Below are 24342 nucleotides of genomic sequence, written 5' to 3' on the forward strand. Positions count from 1 at the left end.
GTGCGGCGGTTCGCGACGGAGACGTGAGCGTGATGCGGCGCGTTTCACGCGCGGCGGCGCGACGCGTCACGCCGCATCGCGTGAAACGCGCCGCATCGTGTGGCGGCCGCGCCACGCACGCGGCGGGCGGCAGGCGCGCTACAGGCGCGGCATCGCCGCGGCCATGTCGCGCGCGAGCGAGGGGGCGACGCCGGCGTCGGACGCGAATCCGCGCCACCCGGCGACGGCCGAGCGCACCTCGTCCACGACGGCGCGGGCCCGGGGCACGAGGTGGCGATCGGCCACGGCCTCGATGTCGCCGAGGGTGATGTCGCGGAAGCGGCCGTTCACGCTCATGAGGTGCTGGTACGTCCAGGCGCCGCCGGGGTTGTAGGCGAAGGTGACGTCGTAGGCGGGGGCGAGTCGCCAGGCTCCTGCGCCCTCGTCCGAGGCCGACACCGCGCCGGGCCCGCCGGGCGCGCCGGGCCCGTCGAGCAGGAACGAGAAGTTCTTGGTGTGGTCGTCGCAGTTGGCGGCGAGCACGTTGAATACCATGCGGCGGAACGCCTGCTCTCGGGCCGAAGCGCCGAGCCCGAGCGACGCGATCGCCTGGAAGTACTGCGAGTAGTCGTGAGTCTGCCGCTGCCGGAAGTCGAGGTGCGTGAGCCCGCAGAGCGTCAAGGCGTGCACCTTGGAGCCGCCCTCGCCGCGGTCGTACCGCCGGGTCATGAAGTGGGCCCGGCCGTTCTCCTCCAGGAGTCGCGTCTCGGTCATCTCGAGCCCCGCTGCCCGCGCCATCTGCGCGTACGCGTACTCGACCCGGCCGTAGTCGCCGCCCGACCCCAGCTCGGCGTCGCGGCCGACGCCGTCGAGCTTGATGAGCCAGAACTCGAACCCGGGATCGGCGGGCAGCTGCCCCGAGCGGATCTCGCCCGAGTCGGGGTTCCACGCGATGACGGCCTTCGCCCGCGCACCGCCGGCGGAGGTGCCCACCTGGATCAGGCTGTGGATCGCCGCCTCGGTCTCGCGGTCGCCCGCGAAGCGCTCGTCCAGCACGCTGCGAGCGCCCTCGACCAGGGCGCTCATCTCGACGGCGCTCGCGACCCTCTGACGGGGCCCGCGCGACGGGCGGAACTCGAGGGCGCCCATCGCCCGGTTCGACATGTAGGCCAGTCGGTCGAGCGGGGTGACGTCGCCCTGCCGGATGCCCTGGCGCGCGAGCCAGGCGTCGATGATCGCGTTGCCGAAGTCGTCGGGCAGGGCGTCGGCCAGAAGCGCCGGCAGTCGATGGAAGGTGGCCTCGGGCAGCGACGGGAACACGTGACGTCGCCGGCTAATCGGCATGTGAAGCGGTGCGAGCTCGATGCCGCGGGCGACCCAGTCGGGGTAGTACTCGAAGACGTAGGAGCCGAGGCCCGGGTCGGGCGCGACGGCCCCGACCCGCAGGCCCCACGCGGTGACCTCGACCGCGGCCACGGGCGTGTACGGCATCAGGCGCCGCCGCGCGGACGGTACACGCGCTGTCGGGGCCCGGCGGACTGGCCGCGCAGGACGTCGATCGGGCTCACCGTGGGCTCGGGCGACAGGGTGTCGAGCCACGCCTCGGCGTGCAGGGCGCGGAGCACGCGGATGACCGTGCGGAGCGTCGAGCCGCGGCCGTTCTCGAGGTTCTTGATCGACGACAGGCCGACGTCGGCGAGCTCGGCGAGTGCACGTTGGTCGTACCCGGCATCGAGGCGCAGGGCGCGGATCTGCGCGCCGAGGCGTGCCTCGAGGTCGTCGGTGCCGGAGTCGTCCGTCATGACCTGATAGTGATCCACAAAAGTCATAAAAACAACTATAACGGCTTATTCAGTCTCTAATAGATGTTTTTACAACTATTCTGGAATGATTCAGAGTCCGGACTCTTCGGCGAGACCCTTTTCGACGAGCTGATCCCAGAGGCCTGCCCCGTCGGGCGCGTACAACCACGGCACATTGGTGGTGCGCTCGTTCTCCTCGCCCCGCGAGCGTCCGCCCGCGAACACGGCCTCGCTCGTCGACAGCTGCCGGATGGCCACGGCCTCGACGTTCTCCGGGTGGTCGCGCAGGAATCCGCCGTAGAGCTCTTCGTCGTGCTGACCGTCGTCGCCGACCAGCAGCCACTTCATGCCGGGGAACTCGGCGGCGAGGCGGCGCAGGGACTGCTCTTTGTGCAGCCGCCCGCTGCGGAACCAGCGGTCGTGGGTCGGCCCCCAGTCGGTGAGCAGCAGCGGGCCCTGCGGGTAGAAGTTGCGGTTGAGGAAGCGCGACAGCGTCGGCGCGACGTTCCACGCGCCGGTCGACAGGTAGATCACCGGGCACCCGGCGTGCGTCGCGCGGAGGCGCTCGTAGAGGACGGCCATGCCGGGCACGGGCCGTCGCGCGTGCTCGTCGAGCACGAAGGTGTTCCAGGCCGCGAGGAGGGGACGCGGCAGCGCGGTCACCATGACGGTGTCGTCGATGTCGGAGATGATGCCGAAGCGCACGTCGGGGTCGATGACGAAGACCGGGGCCTCGACGTCGAGCGAGCCCTCCGTGCGCAGCGTGACGGAGTGCCAGCCAGGCTGGAGGTCCACTTCCACTCGGGCGTCCACCACGCCGCCCCGGTCGGCGGTGACGTGGTGGGTCACGCCGTCGATCACGGCCTCGACGACCACGGCGTCGATCGGCACGCTCGTGAAGCTGCGCCAGCCGCGCACGTGCGTGTGGCCGTTCGAGCGCCGCTCGCCCTCTTTCGTGAGGAGCACGCGGCACAGGATCCGAATCCAGCCCGGCCCCCCGTAGCCCGAATACGGCACGATCGTCGGGATCAGCCCCCGTCGCCGGGCGTTCCGCTCGCGGAAGGCGTGAACGGCGTCCTCCATGCGGGCCGCACGGTGGAGCATGGGCTCGACACCGCCGGCGATCGCACCGTTCGGCCCTGAGGTCTTGCGGGAACCCAGCATTCGATCATTGTGGCATGCCGACGGCGGCCACCGGTCGGAAGCCGGCGCGCTCGGCGTGCTGCAGCGACTCGCCGGAGACGCCCTCGAGGAGGTCGTCGTCTCCCTCGGCCTCCGGGTCCAGCCAGTCCTCCATCAGCTCGGCGCCGACCAGCACCGGCATGCGCTCGTGGAGCTCGGCGAGCGGCCCTGCGGACTCGCGGGTGAGGATCGTGGTCGAGAGCAGCCAGCGGGCCGGATCGTCGGGCGCCACGTGCGGGTTCCGCCACCACTCGTACAGGGCGGCGAAGAGCATGATCTCGTCGTCGGGCAGGGTCACGAGGTGCGGGGTCTTGCCGCCGTCTGCTCCTGCGGCCCACTCGTAGTAGCCGGAGGCGGGCACGATGGCGCGGCGCGAGACCACGGCGTCGTGAAATGTCGGCTTGCTCGCGGCGGTCTCGATGCGCGCGTTGAACAGCGGCGGCTGCGCCCTCGGGTCGGTCGCGGTGGACGGCACGAGCCCCCAGCGGGCCGACGCGAGGCGGCGGACCGGGGGACCACCGGCGTCCGCGCCGCGCGGCGCGGCATCGACGATGAGACTCACCGGGTCGGTCGGAGCGATATTCCAGGAAGGCTCTGGAAGAGTGTCTCCCGTCACATCCACGTCGAAGAGGGCCACCAGGTCGCTCGAGGCGCGCGACATCACGAATCTTCCGCACATGACCATCAGTCTTCCAGCGGGGGCCGACACCGTGTCGCAACTCGCACAAGGAGAACCGATGCTCGTCACCGAGGTCAACGAATCACTTCCCGGGGGCTCTTCTCTGCTGAGGAACGAGCCCGTCCAGGCTCGCAGCAACGCCCGCCTCACCGGCCTGCTCGACGCGGCCGCCGCCATCATCGACGAGATCGGCTTCGAGCGACTCACCACCGCGATGGTCGCCGAGCGCGCCGGCGCGTCGATCGGCACCGTCTACCGCTACTTCCCCGACCGCATCGCCGTGGTCGAGGCCCTGTCGATCCGCGGCTCCCAGCGGCTCGTCGACCGCATCGCGGCCACCCTGGCCGAGGCGGCCGAGACCGCCGGGTCGCAGGAGCAGCCGGGTCGCGTCACCGTGCCCGTCGCCGTGCAGCACGTGGTCGACGCCCTGGTCGAGATGTACCGCACCGAGCCCGGGTTCCGCGCCATCCGCTTCACCGACAGCGAGTCGACGACGGCAGGCGACGGCGACGAGCGCCCGACCCTGGCCGCCCAGCTGGCCGAGCTCCTCTGCGCGCGGATCGGCGTCGAGCGCAGCGCCGACGCGGACTTCGCCATCGAGGTGGCCACCGAGACCGCGGGCTCCCTCATCGCGCGGGCCTTTGCGACCGACATCGAGCGCGACGGCCGCTTCGTCGACGAGGCGCGCACCCTCGTCACCGCCTACCTCGAGGGCGCCCTGCCGGCCTGATCCCGGTGCGCTTCGCGGATTCGGACGCGAATGTCGGAGGTTCGCGGAACAATCCCGCGTAGCGGGGACTTCGGTTCTTACGTCTCCGTTACGGCGTGTGGCTGGCTTGGTACCGGTTCTGACGAACTGTGGTTCGCTAGACGCCCCGGCACGTGTCGTCGCGCTCAGAGCGCCCGACACCACACACACGAGGGTTGAGCCATACATGATCGAGTTCCGCTCGGTGACGAAGGAGTACCCCGACGGCACGAGGGCCGTCGAAGACTTCAGTCTCGTGATCCCGTCGATGAAGACCACCGTCTTCGTCGGGTCGTCCGGCTGCGGCAAGACGACGATCCTGCGCATGATCAACCGGATGGTCGACCCGACGTCGGGATCGATCCAGATCGACGGCGCCGACATCGGCGGCATCGAGCCGGTCGGCCTGCGGCGCAGCATCGGCTACGTCATGCAGAACTCCGGCCTCCTGCCGCACCGCAAGGTCGTCGACAACATCGCGACCGTGCCGCTCCTCAAGGGCGTGAAGAAGGCCGAGGCGCGCCAGCAGGCGCTCGAGCTCATGGACACCGTCGGCCTCGACCGCGCGTTCGCCGACCGCTACCCGAGCCAGCTCTCGGGTGGACAGCAGCAGCGCGTCGGCGTCGCCCGTGGCCTCGCCGTGAACCCCAACATCCTCCTCATGGACGAGCCGTTCGGCGCGGTCGACCCGCTCGTGCGGTCCGACCTGCAGGAAGAGCTCATCCGCCTCCAGCGCGACCTCGAGAAGACTGTCGTCTTCGTCACGCACGACATCGACGAGGCGTTCTATCTCGGTCACCAGGTCGTGATCCTGCAGAAGGGCGGCCACATCGCGCAGGTCGGCACGCCCGCCGAGATCCTGGCGAACCCGGCCGACGACTTCGTGGCGACCTTCATCGGCGCCAACAGGGGCAAGCGGGCGCTCCACATCGAGGAGACTCCCACGGGCTCGATCCTCGTCGACGACGACGGTCGCCCGGCCGGCACGCTGACCGGCCCCGTGCCGGTCTCCGGCAGCCGTGACACCTCGGGCGGCCAGCGGTGAACTGGATCCTCGAGAACTCGGGCACTCTCCTCGACGAGACGCTCGTCCACCTCGAGCTGAGCATCCCGCCGGTGATCCTGAGCTTCATCCTCTCGGTGCCCATCGGGTGGGTCGCGAACCGCTTCCGCTGGTCGAGGGCCGTGCTGCTGACCGTGGCGGGGCTCTTCTACGCGATCCCGTCTCTGCCGCTGCTCCTGGTGCTGCCGACCCTCATCGGCACGTCCCTCGCGAGCCCTGTCAACCTCGTCATCGCGCTGACGCTCTACGGCATGGCGCTGATGGTGCGGTCGACCGCCGACGCCCTCGCGGAGGTGGACGCCGACGTACGCCAATCCGCCACGGCGGTCGGGTTCTCGGCGTGGCAGCGGTTCTGGCAGGTGGAGTTCCCGCTGGCCGGGCCGGTGCTCCTCGCCGGTCTGCGCGTCGTCGTCGTCTCGACCGTGAGCCTCGTGACGATCGGCGGCGTGCTCGGCATCAACGGGCTGGGCCTGGCCTTCACCGACGGCCTCCAGCGGTCGATCATCGCCGAGATCGTCGCGGGCATCGTGCTGGTCGTCGTGATCGCGCTCGTCCTCGACGGCCTCCTGGTGCTGCTCGGCCGCGCCCTCATGCCGTGGCAGCGCTCGACGCGCGAACCCAGCAAGCGGGCGCTGCGCAAGGTGGTGGCGGTCTCGTGAACTTCTTCTCGCAGGCGTTCGCCTTCCTGCTCGCGCCCTCCAACTGGGCGTCGACCGCGATCAACCCGATCGGCACCCGACTCGTCGAGCACCTCTGGTACACGCTCATCGCCCTCGTGATCACCGCCGTCATCGCGATCCCGATCGGCTTCGCCATCGGTCACTCCGGCCGCGGGCGCGGTCTCGCCGTCGCCCTCTCCGGCGGCGCGAGAGCCCTGCCGACGCTCGGCGTGATCTCGCTGCTGGCCCTCCTCATCGGCCTGGGCCTTCGCGCCCCCATCGTGGCCCTCGTGATCCTCGCGATCCCGTCCGTCCTCGCCGGCGCGTACACGGGCTTCGACGCGGTCGACCGCCGGACCATCGACGCCGCCCGGGCCGTGGGCATGACCGAGTGGCAGATCGTCACCCAGGTCGAGATCCCGCTGGGGCTGCCGCTCCTCATCGGCGGTCTGCGCGCCGGGGCTCTCCAGATCGTGGCGACCGCGACCCTGGCCGCCTACGTGGGCGAGGGCGGCCTCGGCACGTTCATCTTCCTCGGCATCGGCAACAACGACTTCGTCACCGCCCTCGCGGGCTCGATCCTCATCATCGTGCTCGCCATCGTGCTGGAGATCCTCTTCTCGCTTCTCCAGCGACTCGTCGTCCCCGCGGGTGTCCGCGCGGGGCGCGCCAAGAACGACCGACCGGGTGCAACCCGTACCCGGGCGGCAGTGGGTTCCCCACTCCAGGAAGGAAGCAAGTGATGTTCACAGCAAAGAAGAGAGGCCGGCTCGCTGTTCTCGGCGCAGTCGTGATCGGGGCCACGGTGGCCCTGGCAGGGTGCTCCTCGAGCAACCCGCTGAGCTCGGGTTCGACCTCGGGGACCTCCTCGAAGTCCGGCACCATCGTCATCGGCTCGCAGCAGTACTACTCCGACACCATCGTCGCCGAGGCGTACGCCCAGGCCCTCGAGAACGCCGGCTTCACGGTCAAGCGCTCGTTCAACATCGGTCAGCGGAACGTCTACCTGCCCGAGCTCGCGTCCGGCAAGATCGATCTGATCCCCGACTACTCCGGCAACCTGCTGCAGTACTACGACGCCAAGACGACGGCGTCGTCCGAGTCGGACATCGAGTCCGCCCTCCCCGGTGTCCTGCCCAAGGGCCTCAAGGTGCTGAAGGCCGCTCCCGCGACCGACCAGGACACCTACACGGTCACCAAGGAGTTCTCGACCAAGAACAACATCACGTCGCTCGACCAGCTGAAGGACTACTCCGGCTCGCTGACCGTCGGCGCGAACTCCGAGTTCCAGACCCGCCCGTACGGCATCCCCGGCCTCAAGAGCGACTACGGCGTGACGGCCTCGCTCAAGGCGATCGCCGACTCCGGCGGCCCGCTGACCGTCGCGGCCCTGAAGAACGGCCAGGTGCAGCTGGCGGACATCTACTCGGCCGACCCGGCCATCAAGGCGAACGACTTCGTGTCGCTGAAGGATCCGAAGAACATGATCCTTCCGCAGCACATCATCCCCGTCGCCGACAAGAAGGTGAACGCGAAGGCCACGGCCGTGATCGAGAAGGTCAACGCCGCGCTCACGCAGTCCGAGCTGATCAGCCTGAACTCGAAGAGCGTCAACGACAAGCAGTCGGCGGCGGTCATCGCCAAGGCGTTCCTGAAGTCTGCGGGCATCCTGAAGTAGTCAGCAGAAGTCCGCGCGACTCGCGAGCGGCCGACCGGGGAGAGGCTTCCGGTCGGCCGTTCGTGCGTCGGGGCGCGTGGGCGTCTCGACGTCGAGATTCTCGATGTCGAGACAACCCCATGACCATCAGGGATTTGGCAGGTTGTGCGGCCGGTTTGGGCTTTCGTGCAGGTCGTAGCCTGAACCCGTGAACGACATTCTCAGCCCGCTGATCCTGTCGCGGTGGCAGTTCGGGCTCACGACGATCTACCACTTCCTGTTCGTGCCGCTGACCATCGGCATGGGCTTCACGGTGGCCGTGTTCCAGACCGCGTGGGTTCGCACCGGCCGCGCTCACTACCTCCAGCTGACGAAGTTCTTCGGCAAGATCTTCCTCATCAACTTCGCCATGGGCGTCGTCACCGGCATCGTGCAGGAGTTCCAGTTCGGCATGAACTGGTCGGAGTACTCTCGCTTCGTCGGCGACGTCTTCGGCGCTCCGCTGGCCCTCGAGGGGCTGCTGGCGTTCTTCCTCGAGGCGACGTTCCTCGGCGTGTGGATCTTCGGCTGGGATCGCGTGCCCAAGGGCCTCCACCTCACCGCGATCTGGGGCGCGACCGTCGGCTCGATCCTGTCGGCCTACTTCATCATCTGCGCCAACTCGTTCATGCAGCATCCCGTCGGCTACGTGATCGACAAGGCGAAGGGGCGCGCCGAGCTCACCGACATCTGGGCGGTCCTCACCAACAAGGTGGCGCTGGCGGCCTTCCCGCACACGCTGTTCGCCTGCTTCATGGTCTCGGCCGCCGTCATCGTGTCGGTCGCGGCCTGGCACCTGTACCGCAACCAGAACCTCGAGACGATGCGGCCGGCCCTCCGGTTCGGCATGTGGATGATGGTGGCCGCAGGAGCCCTGACCCTCCTCTCCGGCGACCAGCTCGGCCTCGCGATGGTCGAGACCCAGCCGATGAAGATGGCGTCCGCGGAGGCGCTGTACCACACGTCGACGGGCTTCAACGCGTCGTTCTCGATCTTCAGCCTCGGCACTCCCGACGGCTCCAGCGAGATCTTCAGCCTTCGCGTGCCGTACCTGCTGTCGTTCCTGTCGACTCACACGTTCGACGGCACGGTCGAGGGCATCGACAACCTGCAGCAGCAGTACGCCGCCGCGTACGGGCCGGGCGACTACTCGCCGATCATCTGGATCACCTACTGGTCGTTCCGCTGGATGATGGGCCTCGGCCTCCTGGCGATCCTCATCTCGGTCGTCGGCCTCTGGATCACCCGCAAGGGCCGCATGCCCAAGAGCAAGTGGGTCTGGCGCGCTGCCACGTGGAGCTTCCCGCTGCCGCTCGCGGCGATGATCGTCGGCTGGGTCTTCACCGAGATGGGTCGGCAGCCGTGGCTCGTCTTCGGGCTCCTGAAGACCAGCGCCGGCGTCTCGCCGGGCACGACGGGCGTCGAGGTCCTGATCTCGCTCGTGTGCTTCACGGCGATCTACGCGAGCCTCGCGGTCGTGGAGTTCCGCCTCATCCTCAAGGCCGCGAAGGCCGGCCCGGAGGCCCCGACGAAGGTCGACGAGGTCACCGGCAAGCTGCTCCACGAAGCGACGGTGTACTGATGACTCTTCCCGACCTCTGGTTCCTGCTCATCGCCCTGTTCTTCACGGGCTACTTCGTCCTCGACGGCTTCGACTTCGGCGTCGGCATGTCGCTGCCGTTCCTCGGCCGCGACGACACCGACCGCCGAGTGCTGATCAACACGATCGGCCCGGTCTGGGATCTCAACGAGACCTGGGTCATCGTCGCGGGAGCGTCGCTGTTTGCGGCCTTCCCGGAGTGGTACGCGACCGTCTTCTCGGGCTTCTACCTGCCGATGCTCTTCATCCTGCTCGCCCTGATCCTCCGCGGGGTCTCGTTCGAGTACCGCCATCAGCGCCCCGACCACCGATGGAAGCGGAACTTCGACACGATGATCTTCGTCGGCAGCGTTGTCCCGGCGTTCCTCTGGGGCTTCGTGTTCGCGAACATCGTCCGCGGCATGCCGCTCGATGCACACTTCGACTACATCGGCTCGTTCGGCGACCTCTGGAACGCCTTCTCGATCCTCGGCGGTCTCGCCACGCTGATGCTGTTCTTCACGCACGGCCTCGTCTTCGTGTCGCTCAAGACCGACGGCGAGATCAGGGTCCGGGCGCGGAAGCTGGCGGTGCGGGCCGGGGTCGCCACGGTGGTGGTGGCGGGAGCGTTCCTCGTCGCGACGCTCGTCGCCCACGGGAACACCCTCTCGCTGATCCTGACCCTGGCCACCGTCGTGGCGCTCGTCGTCGCCTTCGTGGCGAACCTGCGGGGCCGCGAGGGCGTCGCCTTCGCCTTCATGGCCGTGACGATCGCGCTGACGGTGGCGACGCTCTTCGCGACGCTGTTCCCGAACACGCTCGTGGCTACCAACGACCCGGCCAACACGATGACCATCGCGAACTCGGCGAGCGCCCATTACACGCTCGAGCTGATGAGCTGGATCTCGCTCGTGTTCGTGCCGCTGATCCTGGCGTACCAGGGCTTCACGTACTGGATCTTCCGCAAGCGCGTGACCCGCGCGCACATCGCTGCGGCGGCGCACTGATGGACGCCGCTCGGGCTCGTGCCGATGGGCGCAGGATCGCGTGAAACCCCTCGACCCCCGCCTCCTGCGCGACGCCTCCGCCGTCCGCACCTTCCTCGCGGCGGGGGCGGTGCTGGGCATCCTGCAGACGGCGCTCACGGTGGCGTTCGCCTTCGTGGTGTCGGGCGCCGTGGTCGCCGTGGTGGATCGGCACCCCGAGCGGCTCGCCGGTCACCTCGTGGCGCTGGCCGTCGTGATCGCCCTCCGGTCGGCTCTCGGGTGGGCGCTGGAGGCGACGGCGGCCAGGACGGCCGTTCGCGTGAAGAGCCAGCTGCGCGACCGCCTCGTCGACGCGATCGTGTCGAGGGGGCGCACGTGGCGGGCGGCGCAGAGCTCGGCACGGCTGGCGACGCTCGTCGGCCCGGGGCTCGACGCGCTGGACGGCTACTTCGCCCGGTATCTGCCGCAGCTGATCCTCACGGCGCTGGCGACGCCGCTCCTCGTCGTCGTGATGTTCACGCAGGACGTCCTCTCGGGCGTCATCGTCGTGTGCTGTCTCCCCGTGATCCCGGTGTTCATGATCCTGATCGGGTGGACGACGAGAGCCGCGCAGGACCGCCAGTGGGATCGCCTCGCGCGTCTGGCCACGTCGTTCCTCGATGCGGTGAACGGGCTGTCCACGCTGAAGGCCTTCGGCCGTGAGCGCCGCCAGGTCCGGCGGATCGGCGCTCTCACGGACGACTACCGAGTCCAGACCATGAAGGTGCTTCAGGTGTCGTTCCTCTCGGGCTTCGCGCTGGAGATGGCCGCGTCGCTGTCGGTCGCGATCGTCGCCGTGTTCATCGGCGTCCGTCTCGTGAGCGGTGCCCTCGGCCTCGAGACCGGGCTGTTCCTGCTGCTCGTCGCGCCCGAGGTGTTCCTTCCGCTGCGGCTCGTCGGGGCGAACTACCACGCTGCCGCCGACGGGGTGGCGGCGTTCGAGGAGGTCGCCGGGGTGCTCGAGCAGGCACCTGACGGTAGGCCTCCGGTCGCGGTCCGGCCGCCGACGCCCCCTGCCGCCGCCGCGGCGTCGGTCGTCCTTCGCGGAGTGTCCGTGGCCTACGACGGCATCACCGTGCTCGGCCCGGTCGACGCCGAGTTCGCCGTCGGCGAGGTCACGGCGGTGACGGGGCCCAGCGGCGTCGGGAAGACGACCCTGCTCGCTGCTGTCATGGGCGTCGTCGCGGCCGCGGGCTCTGTGACCTGGCGCGGCTCGGATCTCCCGCCCGCGCGTGCCGACGTCGCCTGGGCCGGTCAGCGACCGGGGCTGCTCTCGGGCACGGTGGAATCGAACGTGGCTCTCGGAGCCTCGGGCGACTCGGTTGCGTCCGACGAGGTCCTGCGCGCCCTTCGCACGGCGGGCGCGGAGGACGTCGACGTGGCGACGGTCGTCGGCGCGGACGGCAGCGGACTGTCGGGTGGGCAGGCGCAGCGGGTGGCGGTGGCGCGCGCGGTCTACCGTGTGCGGACGACGGGAGCGCGGCTCCTGCTCGTGGACGAGCCCAGTTCGGCGCTCGACCCGGCGGCCGAGGCTCGCCTCGTGCGGGGCCTCCGCGAGGTCGCGTCGGAGGGCGTCGCCGTGGTCGTCGTGACTCACCGGCCCGCCGTCGCAGCCTCCGCAGATCGCCTGGTCGCGGTCGAGGCACCCCGAGCGACCCGACCGGCCGTCGTCGGCGCGCCCGGATCGACGGAGGTCAACGCGTGAGCCTGATCCGCACCGCCCAGCCGCCCCTCGCGCGCTCCTGGCGCGGGCACGCCGCGGGCGCGCTCAGCGCCCTCAGCGGCGTCGCCCTCCTGGCCGTCTCGGCCTACCTGATCACTCGCGCGGCCGAGCAGCCGCCCATCCTGTACCTCTCGATCGCGATCGTGTCGGTGCGCGCCCTCGCACTGGCCAGAGCGTTCTTCCGGTACCTCGAGCGCCTGACGAGCCACGACGCGGCCTTCCGGCAGCTGGCGGTGGTGCGCACCGAGCTGTACCGCCGTCTGGTGCGGGTCGCACCGGCCGGGCTCGGCCAGACCTCCCGAGGCGATCTCCTCACCCGCGTGGTGACCGACGTGGACGCGCTCCAGGACCTCCCGCTCCGCGTCGTGCAGCCTCTCGCGATCTCGGGTCTGACGGCGCTCCTGTCGGTCGCCGTGGTCGCGGTCATCTCACCGGTCGGCGGCGTGGTGCTCTTCGCGGGGCTCGCCGTCGCGTTCGTCGTCGGCTGCGTCGTCGCCAATGCGTTGGCACGCACGACGGAGTCGAGCCTCGCCGACCTCCGCGGCAGGCTGGGCGACGCCGTGCTCGACCTGGTGCAGAACCTCGACGTGCTCGTCGCGTTCGACGCCGCCGAGGCGCAGGTCGACCAGGTGCGGAGCCTCGACCGAGAGCTCCGCAGCGTCTCGCTCCGACGTGCGACGACGACCGGCGTGGTCGCCGCCATCCTCGCCCTGGTCAGCGGGGCGACCGTGCTCGCCGCGCTCTGGGCCGTCGCCCCGTCGCTCGGCCCTCTCTCCGGGCCCGCCTACGCCCTCGTCGTGCTCGTGCCCCTCGCCGTCTTCGAGGTGGTCGGCAGCGTTCCGGTCGCGATCGTCGCCTGGCGGACCGTCCGTGCGAGCGGTGCCCGAGTCGAGTCGGCCGTCCCGGCGGTCGCTCCCGCGGGGGTCGTGGCGGACGATCCCGACGCGGGCGGCGGCGACGTCAGCCCGATCGAGCTGCCGCCGGTGGGCGAGGTGGCTCTGCGGTTGCGCGACGTCGTGGCCACGTGGCCGGGTGCCGCTGCTCCTGCGCTCTCGGGGGTGTCGCTCGAGGTCCGACGGGGCGACCGCCTCGTCGTCGAGGGGCCGAGCGGGGCGGGCAAATCGACGCTCGCGAGCGTCCTGGTGCGGTTCCTCGACCACGACGGGACCTACGAGATCGCAGGATCCGACACCCGCGCACTCGACGCCCGGCGCGTCCGTGCCACGGTCGGCCTCATCGAGCAGACGCCGTACCTCTTCGACGACAGCGTCCGTCAGAACCTCCTGTTCGCGCGCGACACCGCCGGCGACGCCGACCTCGTCGAGGTGCTCGAGCGCGTCGGCCTCGGGGACTGGCTGGAGGCGCGGGGCGGCCTCGACGCGCGGCTGGGTGAGCGAGGCGCGCTCGTCTCGGGTGGTCAGGCGCAGCGGATCTCGCTGGCGCGGGCGCTGCTGCGCGGCTTCCCGATCCTGGTGCTCGACGAGCCCGCCGCCGGCGTGGACGCCGCCCTCGCCGACTCTCTCGTCGAGGACCTGCTGGCGACGGCCGCCGCGGACGGCACGACCGTGCTGCTGATCTCCCACGTGCCGGTCACGTCGCCGCTGGTGACCGGTCGAGTGTCGATCGTGGGCGGCCGCGTCGCGGCCGTCACGACAGGGCCATAGTGGAGCGATGACGAAAGACACCGACCCGAAGCCCGACGAACACCTGTCGCCCGATCCGCTCACCGACCCGCACCCCGAGACCGAGAAGCCCGGCGAGGAGTGGATTCCCGAGCCCGAGCCGGCCGACGGTGACGGCCCACTGCCCTGATCGGCGGGTTACGGCGCCGAGCGCGCGGTAGCGTCGAGTCCCTCCACCGAACAGTTCCCAGAGCAGGAGCGCTCATGCGTCATCGACGTTCGTCGAGCCCGGTCAGGACCGCTCTCGCGGTGACGTCGTCCGTAGGACTCATCGTATGGGGGCTGCTCGTGGCCGCGCCGGCTCAGGCCGACCGGGCACCTGGCGTGACCAGCATCTCGGTGGTCGGGCAGACGATCGTCACGGACGGCTACGACGCCGTCTGGCTCGCCACCGCCACGAACAACGGGACGACGACCACCTCGGGCCCCGAGGTCATCACGCTCACCTACAACGCGGGTGCCAACCCCACATTTCCGAACGTCGACGGGGCGTACACCAACGTTCAGGGGCTCGGCCCGAGCGCGCGGGAGTGCGTCGTCTCCAGCGCGCACTTCACCGTCACCTGCACGACGCAGAGACTTGCAGCCGGCGCGTCCGTGACCGTGGCGATCGCGGCGCAGACGGTCGCCGGAGTCATCCCCCGGACGAACGCCGTGAACTGGACGGCGGAGGCCTCGTCCGGGCCCGGCGACGACAACGGTGCCAGCAACTTCGAGACGAGCGCCGTCGTCACTCAGGCCGCGCCGGCGCCCTCGACGGATCCGATCGTCTCCGATTCGACCGTCGTCTACGGAGGCCATTCCTTCGAATCCCCGAACCAAATGTATTCGTTGATCATGCAGGCCGACGGCAATCTCGTCGAGTCGTCGGGCGGTAGGGCGATCTGGTCGACGCAGACCGCGGGGAACCCCGGAGCGTACTTCCTGATCACCGAATCGGGTGAAGGGGTCGTCTACTCAGGCGACGGACGAGTGCTGTGGTCGCAGGCGAGTCCGCGCGCCACGACCGTGTACCCCCAGGTCGTCGTGAGCGACTCAGGCAAGCTCGTCGCGACCGACCCGAACGGGACCCTCTGGAGCGTCGGAGGTCCGACCACCACGACGCCGACGGCCCCGTCGGCGATCACCGCGTCCGCTGTGTCGCCCGCGGGACAGATCCTCGCGGCATCATCGGCCCGCCTCCTCCTCCAGTCGGACGGCAACCTCGTCGACTATGTGGGCTCGAAGGCCGTCTGGTCGTCAGGGACCTACGGCCATGCCGGTGACCACCTGTCGCTGCAGGCCGACGGAAACCTCGTGCTCTACATGCCCAGCGGCCGTCCGATCTGGTTCACGCGGACAGGCGGCTCCGGAGCAGGCAACCGCCTCACCCTGGCTAGCTCCGGCCTCCTGACGCTCAGCCACGGCACGAAGGTCCTCTGGCACGCCGGGTGAGGCACGCTAGCGTGGCCTGATGGCAACGCAGAACCGCGCACCCGTGCTCACCCCGCAGGCCGAGGACTTCCCCCGCTGGTACCAGGACGTCCTGGAGAAGGCCGAAATGGCCGACAACGGCCCGGTCCGAGGCACGATGGTGATCCGGCCGTACGCCTACGGCCTGTGGGAGAACATGCAGCGCGAGGTCGACTCCCGCATCAAGGCGACCGGCGCCGAGAACGTCTACCTGCCGCTGTTCATCCCGCAGTCGTACCTCGAGCGCGAGGCCGAGCACGTCGAGGGCTTCAGCCCCGAGCTCGCCGTCGTCACGCACGCCGGCGGCAAAGAGCTCGGCGAGCCCGTCGTCGTCCGCCCGACGAGCGAGACGGTCTTCGGCGAGATGATGGCGAAGTGGGTGCAGTCGCACCGCGACCTGCCGATGCGGCTGAACCAGTGGGCGAACGTCGTCCGCTGGGAGCTGCGGCCCCGCCTCTTCCTCCGCACCACCGAGTTCCTCTGGCAGGAGGGGCACACCGCCCACGCGACCGAGGCCGACGCGAGCGCCTACGCCCGCACGATCCACCTCGACGTCTACCGCGACTTCCTGCAGAACGCCCTCGCGATCCCCGTGCTCACCGGCCTCAAGACACCGAGGGAGCGTTTCGCGGGCGCCGTCACGACTATGACGTGCGAGGCGATGATGGGCGACGGCAAGGCCCTCCAGATGGCGACCAGTCACGAGCTCGGCCAGAACTTCGCCCGCGCCTTCGACATCGGCTTCACCGACGAGACCGGGCAGGTGCAGACCTGCTGGACCACGTCGTGGGGGTCGAGCACGCGCATGGTCGGCGGCCTGATCATGGCCCACGGCGACGATCAGGGCCTCAGGATCCCGCCGCGCGTCGCCCCGATCCAGGCCGCCGTCATCGCCGTGAAGGACGACCCGCGGACGCTCCAGGTCGCCGCCGACCTCGTCGCCGAACTCGAGCGCTTCGGGGTCCGCGCCCGACTCGACGACCGCACCAGTCAGGGCTTCGGCCGACGCGCGACGGAGTGGGAGCTGAAGGGCGTCCCGCTGCGCGTCGAGGTCGGCCCGCGAGACCTCGAGGCCGGGCGTGTGACCGTCGCACGGCGGGACTCGGGGGAGAAGACGCAGGAGCCGCTCGACACGTTCGCCGAGGAGGCCCCGGCGCTCCTGAGCCGCATGCACGCCGCCCTGATCGACTCGTCGCGCGCCCGGCTGGCGGAGCGCACGCACGATGTCGCAACATCCGAGGAGGCCTTCGAGGCGGCGCAGACCGGATTCGGCAGGATCGCGTGGAGCACCCTCGGCGAAGACGGCGAGGCCGACCTGAACCGCCGCGGGGTGACGGTCCGGTGCCTGCAGCTGCCCGACGGGTCGCTGCCGGAGCCGCAGACGCCGGGCGACGACCTTGTGGCGATCGTCGCCCGCGCCTACTGAGCCCGACGGTGCCTCAGGCGGCCGAGCGCCCCGCCAGCGGCCGACGTCGGAGAGTCGGGTCGAGCTGCGCGGGCGTGCGGTAGGCCATGTCGAGCGCCGACACGTCGGTGCCGGGCGGGACGATCTCGTCGATGCGGTCGAGGATCTCGTCGGAGAGCGTCACGTCGACGCCGGCCAGGAGGTCGTCGAGCTGCTCCATCGTGCGCGGGCCGATGATCGCCGAGGTGACGCCGGGGTGCGCGATGGCGAAGGCCACGGCGAGGTGCGTCATGGGCAGGCCCGCTTCCTCGGCGAGCGGAATCAGCTGTTCGACGACGTCGATCCTGCGCTCGTCCGAGAGGTACGAGAAGAACGAGGCTCGGCGAAGGTCGGTCTGCTGGCCCCGACGGACGCGGCCCGTCAGCATGCCGCCGGCGAGCGGGCTCCAGACCAGCGTGCCCATGCCGTAGCGCTCGGCCACCGGCAGGATCTCGGCCTCGATGCCGCGGTTCAGGATCGAGTACGTCGGCTGTTCCGCACGGAATCGCTCCAGGCCCCGTCGCTCGGCGACCCACTGCGCCTCGACCATCTCGGACGCCGGCATGGCCGACGAGCCGAACGCGCGGATCTTCCCGGCGTGGACGAGGTCGGACATCGCCGACAGCGTCTCCTCGATGTCGGTCGAGGGGTCGGGGCGGTGGATCTGGTACAGGTCGATGTAGTCGGTGCCCAGGCGGCGGAGCGAGTTCTCGACCGCGGTCATGATCCAGCGGCGCGAGGTGCCCGCGTGGTTGGGGTCGTCGCTCATCGGCAGGGCCAGCTTGGTCGCGAGGACGACGTCGTCGCGCCGCCCCTGCAGGGCTTTGCCGACGATCTCCTCGGACTCGGCGTGCGAGTACATGTCGGCGGTGTCGATGAAGTTGATTCCGGCCTCGAGGGCGCGGTGGATGATGCGGATCGACTCGTCGTGGTCGGGGTTGCCGATCGAGCCGAACATCATGGCGCCGAGGGCGTAGGGGCTCACCTTGATGCCGGTGCGGCCGAGAGTGCGGAACTGCATGGATCTCCTCCGGGGAAGGGGTGGTCGGCACGGGAATCGTGTCGTACCATGAAACGGAACAACCGTCCGTTAATAATCCGGATCATTGTTCCGAAAGACCACGATACGGATCAATGTTCCGTTAAGCAAGCAGGAGACGCATGCCGCCCGAGACGATGACCACGCGCCGCACGCGATCCGATTCCCAGCGCAACCTGGCAGCCCTCCTCGACGCCGCGAAGCGCGTCTTCACGACGTCGGGCGTCGACGCGCCGGTGCGGGAGGTCGCCGCAGCGGCCGGCGTCGGCGTCGGCACGCTCTACCGGCACTTCCCGCAGCGCTCCGACCTGGTCATCGCGGTCTTCCGTCACGAGATCGACGCCTGCGCCGCCGCGGCGGACGAGTTCGCGGAGAGCCTCGGCCCCGCCGACGCGCTGATCGCCTGGCTGCATCGGTACAGCGGCTTCATCGCGACGAAGCACGGGCTGTCGGCCGCGCTGCACTCAGGCGATCCGGCGTTCGAGCCGCTGCCCGACTACTTCATGTCGAACCTCGGGCCGGCGCTGACCCGCCTCCTCGACCGTGCCGTCGGCGCGGGCGAGATCCGGCCGGACGTGAGCGTCGACGACCTCATCTCGACCGTGCGCGAGCTGTCCGGCGTCGGGTCGAGCGAGATGGTCGCGCGGATGGTGGACGTGTTCGCCGACGGGCTCCGCGTCCGGGTCTGACGAGTCCGTCGCCCGGGCTCAGCCGCTCAGACGCTCGCGTGCCGCCCGCGCTTCACCGCGGTGTCGAGCTCGGTGGTGAGGATCTCGGCGAGGTCGCTCAGCATCTCCTCCTCCTCGTCGGTCCACTGCCGCGGCTCGTGCTCGGTGACGCAGAGAGCGCCGACCGCGTGCTGACCGCCGACGATGAGGGGCACGCCCAGGTAGGCCTCGATGTCGTCCTCGTCGATCGCCGGGCTGTTCTGCACGAGCGGGTGGGTCCGCGTCTCGTCGATCCGCAGCGGCTGGCGCGACGTGACGGCGAACTGGCAGAAGGAGTGAGTGAGCGGCACGGCCGTCGGCTTAGTGCCGTCCGGGTCGCGACCGTGCTGGCTGGCGAAAGTTTGCGACTTCATGTCGATCAGCGTGATGATCGACACGGGCGCGTTCAGCATCTTGGAGGCGAGCGCGGTGAAGCGGTCGAGCGACGGCTCGCCGTCCGGACCGGGCTTGAGCGCCTCCACGGCGGCGAGACGATCGGGATCCGCGAGCACGGCCTCCGGTGCCTGCTCGATCGGCCCGGGGTGCGCGATCAGGTCGGCGATCGTGTCGAGGAAGCGCTGTGGGTCGACCGGAGACGGCAGGACCGTCCGCGCGCCGGCGCGGTCGGCGGCGTCCATGCCGTCGATGCTGTCGGCCACGGCGAGGACGGGAGTGTCGGCGGTCGCGCCCGCCGTGATGAGGCGGCCGATGAGCGCGAGGCCCTGGTCGTCGAGCACCGAGGCGCCCAGGACGATGACGTCGGGCTGCTCCTTCTGCGCGATGCCGAACGCCTCGAACGGGCCCTCGGCGATCTTCATCTCGTAACCGGCGGGGAGCAGGGCGTACATCGCGGCACGGCGGGTGACCATGTCGCTGTCCACCACGAGGATCTTTCCGGGCATGCCCCGATCATAGATTTTCGGGGGACACCCTGCCCGGCGAACTCGCAGGATCCCGCGAATTCGTGCCCGTCACGTACTCGACACGTGTCAGACGACGGGCTTGCGCAGGCGGTCGAGGCGTGTCTGCCAGAGGCGAAGTCGGCCGGGCTCCTCCGCGAGCGAGGGCCCGTCGATCCACGACGTCGCGATGCGGATGCCGTGCAGCGAGTTGACCGCCCAGACCTCGAGCCCGTCGAGCTCGTCGGGCAGCACCTCGTCCTGCACGACCTCGACGCCGAGAGCGGCGGCGAGTGTCACCAGCGACGACTCGGTGACGCTCGGCAGGCGCGGAACGTCGGGTGCCACCTGGCGGAGCACGTCGCCCCGCCACCACACCAGCGATGAGTAGTTTCCCTCGACGACGGCGCCGTCGGCCGAGAGGATCACGGCCTCGTCGGCTCCTGCGCCCTGGGCCTCGTCGCGCAGCGTCGCGAGACGGTCGAGGTCGGGGCCCTTGACGGTCGGCCGGGAACGCGGGTCGTGCGAGGCCGTCACGAGACGCACCGTGTCGCTCGTGGCGGCGGCGGGGCGCAGGAGCAGCCGGAACGTGCCGTCGCGCAGCTCGACGCGGGGCGACCACGCCCCCTCGACCGGAAGAGCCGCCATCGCCGCCGTCCAGAACTCGGCGGCCTCGTCCGTGCGATCGGGAGCCTCGCTGCCGACGCCCGCCAGGAACCGGATGCGGTGAGGCTCGAGGGCCAGGACGGTGCCGTCGACGAGGAGCCACGAGTCGGCGACGGCGACGAGGCCGGGCCCCTGCAGCGACGCTCGGGTCTGCCTCAGGCGGCCGTCGTGGAACTCGAGGACTCCGCCGCTGCTCATACGATCAACCCTATGCGTCCCCTCGTCCGCACGACCCTGCCCGGCTGGCTGCCGGCCGAGGAGGTCGTGCGGGCGCTCGCGCCGACCGGCGACGTCGTCTGGCTCGACGCCGGCGCGGCGAGCGATCGGGCGGGCGCCGCGACTCCTGACGGCTATCCGGAGCGATCGCTGGTCGGCTGGGGCTCGCGCACGCTGACCGCCTCGGTGCGCGACGAGGGCGCGGTCGAGGCGGCCTGGGCGACGATCCACGCCTCGATGGCGGGCGACGTGCGGGCCGGGTCGCAGGATCCCGACCCGCTCGGCTGGTGGGGAGCGCTCGGCTACGGGGTCGCCGCGGCCACGCTCGGGGAGGGGTCGCGGACGTGGGCCGCCTCGCTCGGCGACCCGACTGCTCCTGATGTCGCCCTGATCGAGGTCGACCGAGCCCTCGTCTTCGACCACGGGACGGGAACGGTCACCCTCGTCACTTGGGGAGAGCACGACGCCTGGCGCCGACGGGTCGAGGGCTGGTGGGCCGATGCGGTCACCCGCGGTGTCGGGCCGATCGACGTGCCGGTCGCGCCCGCCCGAACCGCCGTCTGGCGGGACACGGCCGAGACCTACCTCGACCTCGTCGACCGCTGCCTCGGCGCGATCCACGACGGCGACGCCTTCGTGATGTGCCTGACGACCTCGGTCGCGGTCGACGGCGTGGACGAGTCGGACCTCGACGTCTACGCGAGGCTCCGCAGGCTGTCGCCCGCGCCGCGCGCCTCGTTCTCGCGGCTGGGCGGGGTGTCGCTGCTGTCGTCGTCGCCCGAGACGTTCCTCCGCGTCGGGAGGGACGGAGTGGTCGAGAGCGCGCCGATCAAGGGGACGAGGGCGCGTTCCGCGGATCCTGCGACCGACCGAGTCCTTGCCGTCGAGCTGGGCGGTGACGTCAAGGAACGCGCTGAGAACCTCATGATCGTCGACCTCATGCGGAACGACCTCTCGCGCATCGCCGTGCCCGGAAGCGTCGAGGTGCCCGCGCTCTTCGAGGTGCGCAGCTACGCCCAGGCGCACCAGCTCGTCTCCACGGTCCGTGCCAGGCGGGCGCAGGATGCGACGTCGGCCGCCGTGGTCCGCGCGGCGTTCCCGCCCGGGTCGATGACGGGTGCGCCGAAGCACAGCGTCGTCTCCTTCCTCGCCGCCTGGGAGACCGGACCTCGCGGCCTCTACTCGGGAGCCGTGGGGCGGCTGGGGTTCGACGGCTCGGTCGACCTCGCCGTGGTGATCCGGTCGATCGTGCTGGAGCACTCGTCGGGCAGGGCGACGGTCGGCGTGGGCGGGGGAGTCACGGCCCTCTCGGATCCTGCTGCCGAGCTCGAGGAGGTCCGCACCAAGGCGAGAGCGCCGCTGGCCGCGCTCGGGGCGGTAATCTAGACCTTCGGGCCTCGGACGCCTTTCTGCGCCTCCGCTCGCCGGGCCCCGATCCCGGGCTCCTCGCCCGCCCCAGACCTGAAGTGAGAGTATTCGTGGCACCAGAGCACGACCAGTCCGCGCCCGTGACCGAGGCCCCCTCGGAGCGCGACTACGACTTCGTCGCCATCCAGAAGAAGTGGCAGGCGATCTGGGAGGAGCGTCAGCCCTTCACCGTCGCGAACGAGGGCGACAACCGCCCGCGCAAGTACGTGATGGACATGTTCTCGTACCCGTCGGGCGACCTGCACATGGGTCACGCCGAGGCGTTCGCGTTCGGCGACATCGTCGCGCGGTACTGGCGCCAGCAGGGCTTCCAGGTGCTGCACCCGGTCGGCTGGGACTCGTTCGGCCTGCCCGCCGAGAACGCCGCCATCAAGCGTGGCACCGACCCGCGCGAGTGGACCTACGCCAACATCGACCAGCAGCGCGCCGCCATGAAGGCCTACGGCGTCTCGGTCGACTGGACCCGCGAGATCCACACCTCCGACCCCGAGTACTACAAGTGGAACCAGTGGCTGTTCCTCAAGATGTACGAGAAGGGCCTGGCGTACCGCAAGGACTCGTGGGTGAACTGGGACCCGGTCGACCAGACCGTCCTCGCCAACGAGCAGGTGCTCGCCGACGGCACGTCCGACCGCTCGGGCGCCGTCGTGGTCAAGAAGAAGCTCACGCAGTGGTACTTCAAGATCACCGACTACGCCGACCGGCTGCTCGACGACCTCAACCAGCTCGAGGGCTCGTGGCCCGCGAAGGTGCTGGCCATGCAGCGCAACTGGATCGGCCGCTCGGTCGGAGCCGACGTCGAATTCTCGGTCGAGGGCCGTGCCGACCGCGTCACGGTGTTCACCACGCGCCCCGACACGCTCTACGGCGTGACGTTCATGGTCGTCGCGCCCGAGTCCGACCTGGCGGCCGAGCTGGTGGCGGGGCAGGACGACGAGCAGATCCGCGCCGAGTTCCAGACCTTCCTCACCGAGGTGCAGAAGTCGTCCGAGATCGAGCGCATGGTCGCCGATCGCCCGAAGAACGGCGTGTTCCTCGGCCGCTGGGCGACGAACCCCCTGACCGGCGACCGGATCCCGATCTGGGCCGCCGACTACGTGCTGGCCGACTACGGTCACGGCGCGGTCATGGCCGTGCCGGCGCACGACCAGCGCGACCTCGACTTCGCGCGCAAGTACGACCTGCCGGTGCGCGTCGTCGTCGACGTCAACGCGCCCGTCACCGGCGTCATCCCCGCGCTGGAGCTCGACGAGAACGGCCAGGCGATCCTGCCCGACGACCTCGAGCCGTCCGACCCCGCCGTCACCGGCGAGGCCCTGGCGGGCGAGGGTCGGCTCATGAACTCCGGTCCGTTCACCGGCCTGTCGAAGGCGAACGCGATCAAGCGGATCACCGAGGCGCTCGAGGCGTCGGGTGACGGCCGCGCCGCGAAGACGTACCGCCTGCGCGACTGGCTGATCTCCAGGCAGCGCTTCTGGGGCACGCCGATCCCGATCATCCACGGTGCCGACGGCACCGAGATCCCCGTGCCCGAGGACCAGCTGCCGGTCGTCCTGCCGTCGACCGAGGGCCTCGACCTCAAGCCGAAGGGCCAGTCGCCCCTCGGTGCGGCGACGTCGTGGGTCGAGGTGCCCGACCCGCGCGACGGTTCGCCGGCGCTCCGCGACCCCGACACGATGGACACCTTCGTCGACTCGTCGTGGTATTACCTGCGCTACCTGAACCCGAACGACGACACGCGCGCCTTCGACCCGGCGCAGGCCGACAAGTGGGCTCCGGTCGACCAGTACGTCGGCGGCGTCGAGCACGCGATCCTGCACCTCCTGTACGCGCGCTTCATCACGAAGGTCCTGTTCGACCTCGGCTACGTGAACTTCACAGAGCCCTTCAGCGCCCTGCTGAACCAGGGCATGGTGCTCTCCGGCGGCTCGAAGATGTCGAAGTCGAAGGGCGGAGTGAACCTGAGCGACGAGCTCGCCGAGCACGGCGTCGACGCGATCCGCCTCACCATGGCGTTCGCGGGCCCCCCGGAGGACGACATCAACTGGGAGGACGTCTCGCCCGCCGGTGCCGCGAAGTTCCTCGCGCGCGCTTTCCGCCTCGCGGTGGACGTCACGTCGTCGCCCGACGCCGTCTGGGCGGACGGCGACCAGGCCCTGCGTCGTCAGACCCACCGCTTCCTCTCCGAGGCGCCCGGCCTCGTCGAGGCGTTCAAGTTCAACGTCGTCGTCGCGCGCCTCATGGAGCTCGTGAACGCGATCCGCAAGGTCGTCGACTCGGGTGCCGGTCCCGCCGATCCGGCCGTTCGCGAGGCGACCGAGACCGTGACTCTCGCCCTCTCGCTCTTCTCGCCCTACACGGCGAGCGAGATGTGGGAGCGCCTCGGCTACGACTCCGACGTGTCGGCCTTCGGCTGGCGCAAGGCCGACCCGACGCTGCTCGTCGAGACCAGCGTGACCGCGATCATCCAGGTCAACGGGAAGGTCCGCGACCGCGTCGACGTGTCCCCGAAGATCGCCTCCGACGAGCTGGAGGCACTCGCCCGGTCATCCGCGGCCGTGCAGCGCGCCGTGGGCGACAAGGAGATCGTGAACGTGATCGTGCGGGCGCCGCGCCTGGTCAACATCGCGGTCAAGTAGGCCGCCGCTCCTCCACACCCACCGCGGGCCGCCTC

At 70.3% G+C, this 24342-nt stretch carries 22 protein-coding genes; 15 read left to right on the top strand and 7 right to left on the bottom strand.

Going from position 1 to position 24342, the window contains the following annotated elements:
- Positions 1 to 138: 138 nt before the first annotated feature.
- The 4 genes from C8E83_RS04805 to C8E83_RS04820 form a co-directional block, all read right to left on the bottom strand.
- Complete coding sequence (locus tag C8E83_RS04805) at positions 139 to 1470, bottom strand: type II toxin-antitoxin system HipA family toxin (RefSeq protein ID WP_121368681.1); 1332 nt, start codon at positions 1468 to 1470, stop codon at positions 139 to 141.
- A complete protein-coding gene (locus C8E83_RS04810; protein ID WP_170159846.1) occupies positions 1470 to 1781 on the bottom strand; it encodes a helix-turn-helix domain-containing protein in 312 nt (103 codons plus the stop codon). Before C8E83_RS04810 ends, C8E83_RS04805 begins: the two co-directional genes overlap by 1 nt.
- A gap of 90 nt (positions 1782 to 1871) precedes the next feature.
- Positions 1872 to 2945 carry an App1 family protein phosphatidate phosphatase gene (locus C8E83_RS04815; protein WP_245981420.1) on the bottom strand — a complete coding sequence of 358 codons (1074 nt, stop codon included), beginning with the start codon at positions 2943 to 2945 and terminating at the stop codon, positions 1872 to 1874.
- A 4-nt stretch (positions 2946 to 2949) separates the two neighbouring features.
- Entirely contained in the window at positions 2950 to 3642 is a 693-nt protein-coding gene (locus tag C8E83_RS04820; RefSeq protein WP_170159847.1) for an SOS response-associated peptidase, read from the bottom strand.
- Between the two features lie 58 nt (positions 3643 to 3700).
- On the opposite strand from C8E83_RS04820, the gene C8E83_RS04825 reads away from it, so the two are divergent.
- The 12 genes from C8E83_RS04825 to proS all read left to right on the top strand — a co-directional run bounded on the left by C8E83_RS04825 (position 3701) and on the right by proS (position 16695).
- Positions 3701 to 4372 carry a TetR/AcrR family transcriptional regulator gene (locus C8E83_RS04825; protein WP_121368684.1) on the top strand — a complete coding sequence of 224 codons (672 nt, stop codon included), beginning with the start codon at positions 3701 to 3703 and terminating at the stop codon, positions 4370 to 4372.
- A gap of 205 nt (positions 4373 to 4577) precedes the next feature.
- Positions 4578 to 5435, top strand: coding sequence for an ABC transporter ATP-binding protein (locus C8E83_RS04830; protein ID WP_121368685.1), 858 nt, complete (start codon positions 4578 to 4580; stop codon positions 5433 to 5435).
- A complete protein-coding gene (locus C8E83_RS04835; protein ID WP_121368686.1) occupies positions 5432 to 6112 on the top strand; it encodes an ABC transporter permease in 681 nt (226 codons plus the stop codon). The genes C8E83_RS04830 and C8E83_RS04835 overlap by 4 nt, the downstream gene beginning before the upstream one ends.
- The gene (locus tag C8E83_RS04840; RefSeq protein ID WP_121368687.1) at positions 6109 to 6855 is read left to right on the top strand and encodes an ABC transporter permease; all 747 of its coding nucleotides are present in this window, start codon (positions 6109 to 6111) and stop codon (positions 6853 to 6855) included. Before C8E83_RS04835 ends, C8E83_RS04840 begins: the two co-directional genes overlap by 4 nt.
- Complete coding sequence (locus C8E83_RS04845; RefSeq protein WP_121368688.1) at positions 6855 to 7790, top strand: ABC transporter substrate-binding protein; 936 nt, start codon at positions 6855 to 6857, stop codon at positions 7788 to 7790. Before C8E83_RS04840 ends, C8E83_RS04845 begins: the two co-directional genes overlap by 1 nt.
- Positions 7791 to 7977: 187 nt before the next feature.
- On the top strand, positions 7978 to 9390 hold the full coding sequence (locus tag C8E83_RS04850) for a cytochrome ubiquinol oxidase subunit I (RefSeq protein WP_121368689.1): 1413 nt from the start codon (positions 7978 to 7980) through the stop codon (positions 9388 to 9390).
- On the top strand, positions 9390 to 10394 hold the full coding sequence (gene cydB, locus C8E83_RS04855) for a cytochrome d ubiquinol oxidase subunit II (protein WP_121368690.1): 1005 nt from the start codon (positions 9390 to 9392) through the stop codon (positions 10392 to 10394). Before C8E83_RS04850 ends, cydB begins: the two co-directional genes overlap by 1 nt.
- A gap of 40 nt (positions 10395 to 10434) precedes the next feature.
- On the top strand, positions 10435 to 12117 hold the full coding sequence (cydD, locus tag C8E83_RS04860) for a thiol reductant ABC exporter subunit CydD (protein WP_121368691.1): 1683 nt from the start codon (positions 10435 to 10437) through the stop codon (positions 12115 to 12117).
- Positions 12114 to 13799 (top strand): thiol reductant ABC exporter subunit CydC, encoded by a 1686-nt coding sequence (cydC, locus tag C8E83_RS04865; RefSeq protein ID WP_121368692.1) that lies wholly within the window; start codon positions 12114 to 12116, stop codon positions 13797 to 13799. The genes cydD and cydC overlap by 4 nt, the downstream gene beginning before the upstream one ends.
- Positions 13800 to 13806: 7 nt before the next feature.
- Positions 13807 to 13947, top strand: coding sequence for a hypothetical protein (locus C8E83_RS19395; protein ID WP_170159848.1), 141 nt, complete (start codon positions 13807 to 13809; stop codon positions 13945 to 13947).
- A 194-nt stretch (positions 13948 to 14141) separates the two neighbouring features.
- Entirely contained in the window at positions 14142 to 15251 is a 1110-nt protein-coding gene (locus C8E83_RS04870) for a hypothetical protein (RefSeq protein WP_170159849.1), read from the top strand.
- Positions 15252 to 15270: 19 nt separating this feature from the next.
- Positions 15271 to 16695: a proline--tRNA ligase gene (gene proS / locus C8E83_RS04875; RefSeq protein WP_121368694.1), complete on the top strand. Its 1425-nt coding sequence runs from the start codon at positions 15271 to 15273 to the stop codon at positions 16693 to 16695.
- Between the two features lie 13 nt (positions 16696 to 16708).
- Here the strand turns inward: proS and C8E83_RS04880 are convergent, their stop codons facing one another.
- Complete coding sequence (locus C8E83_RS04880) at positions 16709 to 17734, bottom strand: aldo/keto reductase (protein ID WP_121368695.1); 1026 nt, start codon at positions 17732 to 17734, stop codon at positions 16709 to 16711.
- A gap of 140 nt (positions 17735 to 17874) precedes the next feature.
- Here C8E83_RS04880 and C8E83_RS04885 point away from each other — a divergent pair, with 140 nt between their 5' ends.
- Positions 17875 to 18441 carry a TetR/AcrR family transcriptional regulator gene (locus C8E83_RS04885; protein WP_121368696.1) on the top strand — a complete coding sequence of 189 codons (567 nt, stop codon included), beginning with the start codon at positions 17875 to 17877 and terminating at the stop codon, positions 18439 to 18441.
- Between the two features lie 26 nt (positions 18442 to 18467).
- Here C8E83_RS04885 and C8E83_RS04890 read toward each other — a convergent pair whose 3' ends face one another.
- Both C8E83_RS04890 and C8E83_RS04895 read right to left on the bottom strand, forming a co-directional pair.
- Entirely contained in the window at positions 18468 to 19361 is an 894-nt protein-coding gene (locus C8E83_RS04890) for a GAF domain-containing protein (RefSeq protein ID WP_121368697.1), read from the bottom strand.
- A gap of 87 nt (positions 19362 to 19448) precedes the next feature.
- Positions 19449 to 20222 carry an aminotransferase class IV gene (locus C8E83_RS04895; RefSeq protein WP_121368698.1) on the bottom strand — a complete coding sequence of 258 codons (774 nt, stop codon included), beginning with the start codon at positions 20220 to 20222 and terminating at the stop codon, positions 19449 to 19451.
- Between the two features lie 12 nt (positions 20223 to 20234).
- Here C8E83_RS04895 and C8E83_RS04900 point away from each other — a divergent pair, with 12 nt between their 5' ends.
- Positions 20235 to 21626: an anthranilate synthase component I family protein gene (locus C8E83_RS04900; RefSeq protein WP_121368699.1), complete on the top strand. Its 1392-nt coding sequence runs from the start codon at positions 20235 to 20237 to the stop codon at positions 21624 to 21626.
- Positions 21627 to 21718: 92 nt separating this feature from the next.
- The gene (gene leuS, locus C8E83_RS04905; protein WP_425454752.1) at positions 21719 to 24307 is read left to right on the top strand and encodes a leucine--tRNA ligase; all 2589 of its coding nucleotides are present in this window, start codon (positions 21719 to 21721) and stop codon (positions 24305 to 24307) included.
- Positions 24308 to 24342: the final 35 nt, after the last annotated feature.

Source organism: Frondihabitans australicus (genome assembly GCF_003634555.1).
GTDB classification, from domain to species: domain Bacteria; phylum Actinomycetota; class Actinomycetes; order Actinomycetales; family Microbacteriaceae; genus Frondihabitans; species Frondihabitans australicus.

Bases quoted from the DNA above. Each gene is read 5' to 3' on its own strand.
- C8E83_RS04880 (WP_121368695.1), bottom strand. From the start codon at position 17,734: ATGCAGTTCCGCACTCTCGGCCGCACCGGCATCAAGGTGAGCCCCTAC.
- C8E83_RS04890 (WP_121368697.1), bottom strand. From the start codon at position 19,361: ATGCCCGGAAAGATCCTCGTGGTGGACAGCGACATGGTCACCCGCCGT.
- C8E83_RS04820 (WP_170159847.1), bottom strand. From the start codon at position 3,642: ATGTGCGGAAGATTCGTGATGTCGCGCGCCTCGAGCGACCTGGTGGCC.
- cydB (WP_121368690.1), top strand. From the start codon at position 9,390: ATGACTCTTCCCGACCTCTGGTTCCTGCTCATCGCCCTGTTCTTCACG.
- C8E83_RS04810 (WP_170159846.1), bottom strand. From the start codon at position 1,781: ATGACGGACGACTCCGGCACCGACGACCTCGAGGCACGCCTCGGCGCG.
- C8E83_RS04845 (WP_121368688.1), top strand. From the start codon at position 6,855: ATGTTCACAGCAAAGAAGAGAGGCCGGCTCGCTGTTCTCGGCGCAGTC.
- C8E83_RS04900 (WP_121368699.1), top strand. From the start codon at position 20,235: ATGCGTCCCCTCGTCCGCACGACCCTGCCCGGCTGGCTGCCGGCCGAG.
- C8E83_RS04830 (WP_121368685.1), top strand. From the start codon at position 4,578: ATGATCGAGTTCCGCTCGGTGACGAAGGAGTACCCCGACGGCACGAGG.
- proS (WP_121368694.1), top strand. From the start codon at position 15,271: ATGGCAACGCAGAACCGCGCACCCGTGCTCACCCCGCAGGCCGAGGAC.
- C8E83_RS04885 (WP_121368696.1), top strand. From the start codon at position 17,875: ATGCCGCCCGAGACGATGACCACGCGCCGCACGCGATCCGATTCCCAG.
- C8E83_RS04895 (WP_121368698.1), bottom strand. From the start codon at position 20,222: ATGAGCAGCGGCGGAGTCCTCGAGTTCCACGACGGCCGCCTGAGGCAG.
- C8E83_RS19395 (WP_170159848.1), top strand. From the start codon at position 13,807: ATGACGAAAGACACCGACCCGAAGCCCGACGAACACCTGTCGCCCGAT.
- C8E83_RS04825 (WP_121368684.1), top strand. From the start codon at position 3,701: ATGCTCGTCACCGAGGTCAACGAATCACTTCCCGGGGGCTCTTCTCTG.
- C8E83_RS04805 (WP_121368681.1), bottom strand. From the start codon at position 1,470: ATGCCGTACACGCCCGTGGCCGCGGTCGAGGTCACCGCGTGGGGCCTG.
- C8E83_RS04815 (WP_245981420.1), bottom strand. From the start codon at position 2,945: ATGCTGGGTTCCCGCAAGACCTCAGGGCCGAACGGTGCGATCGCCGGC.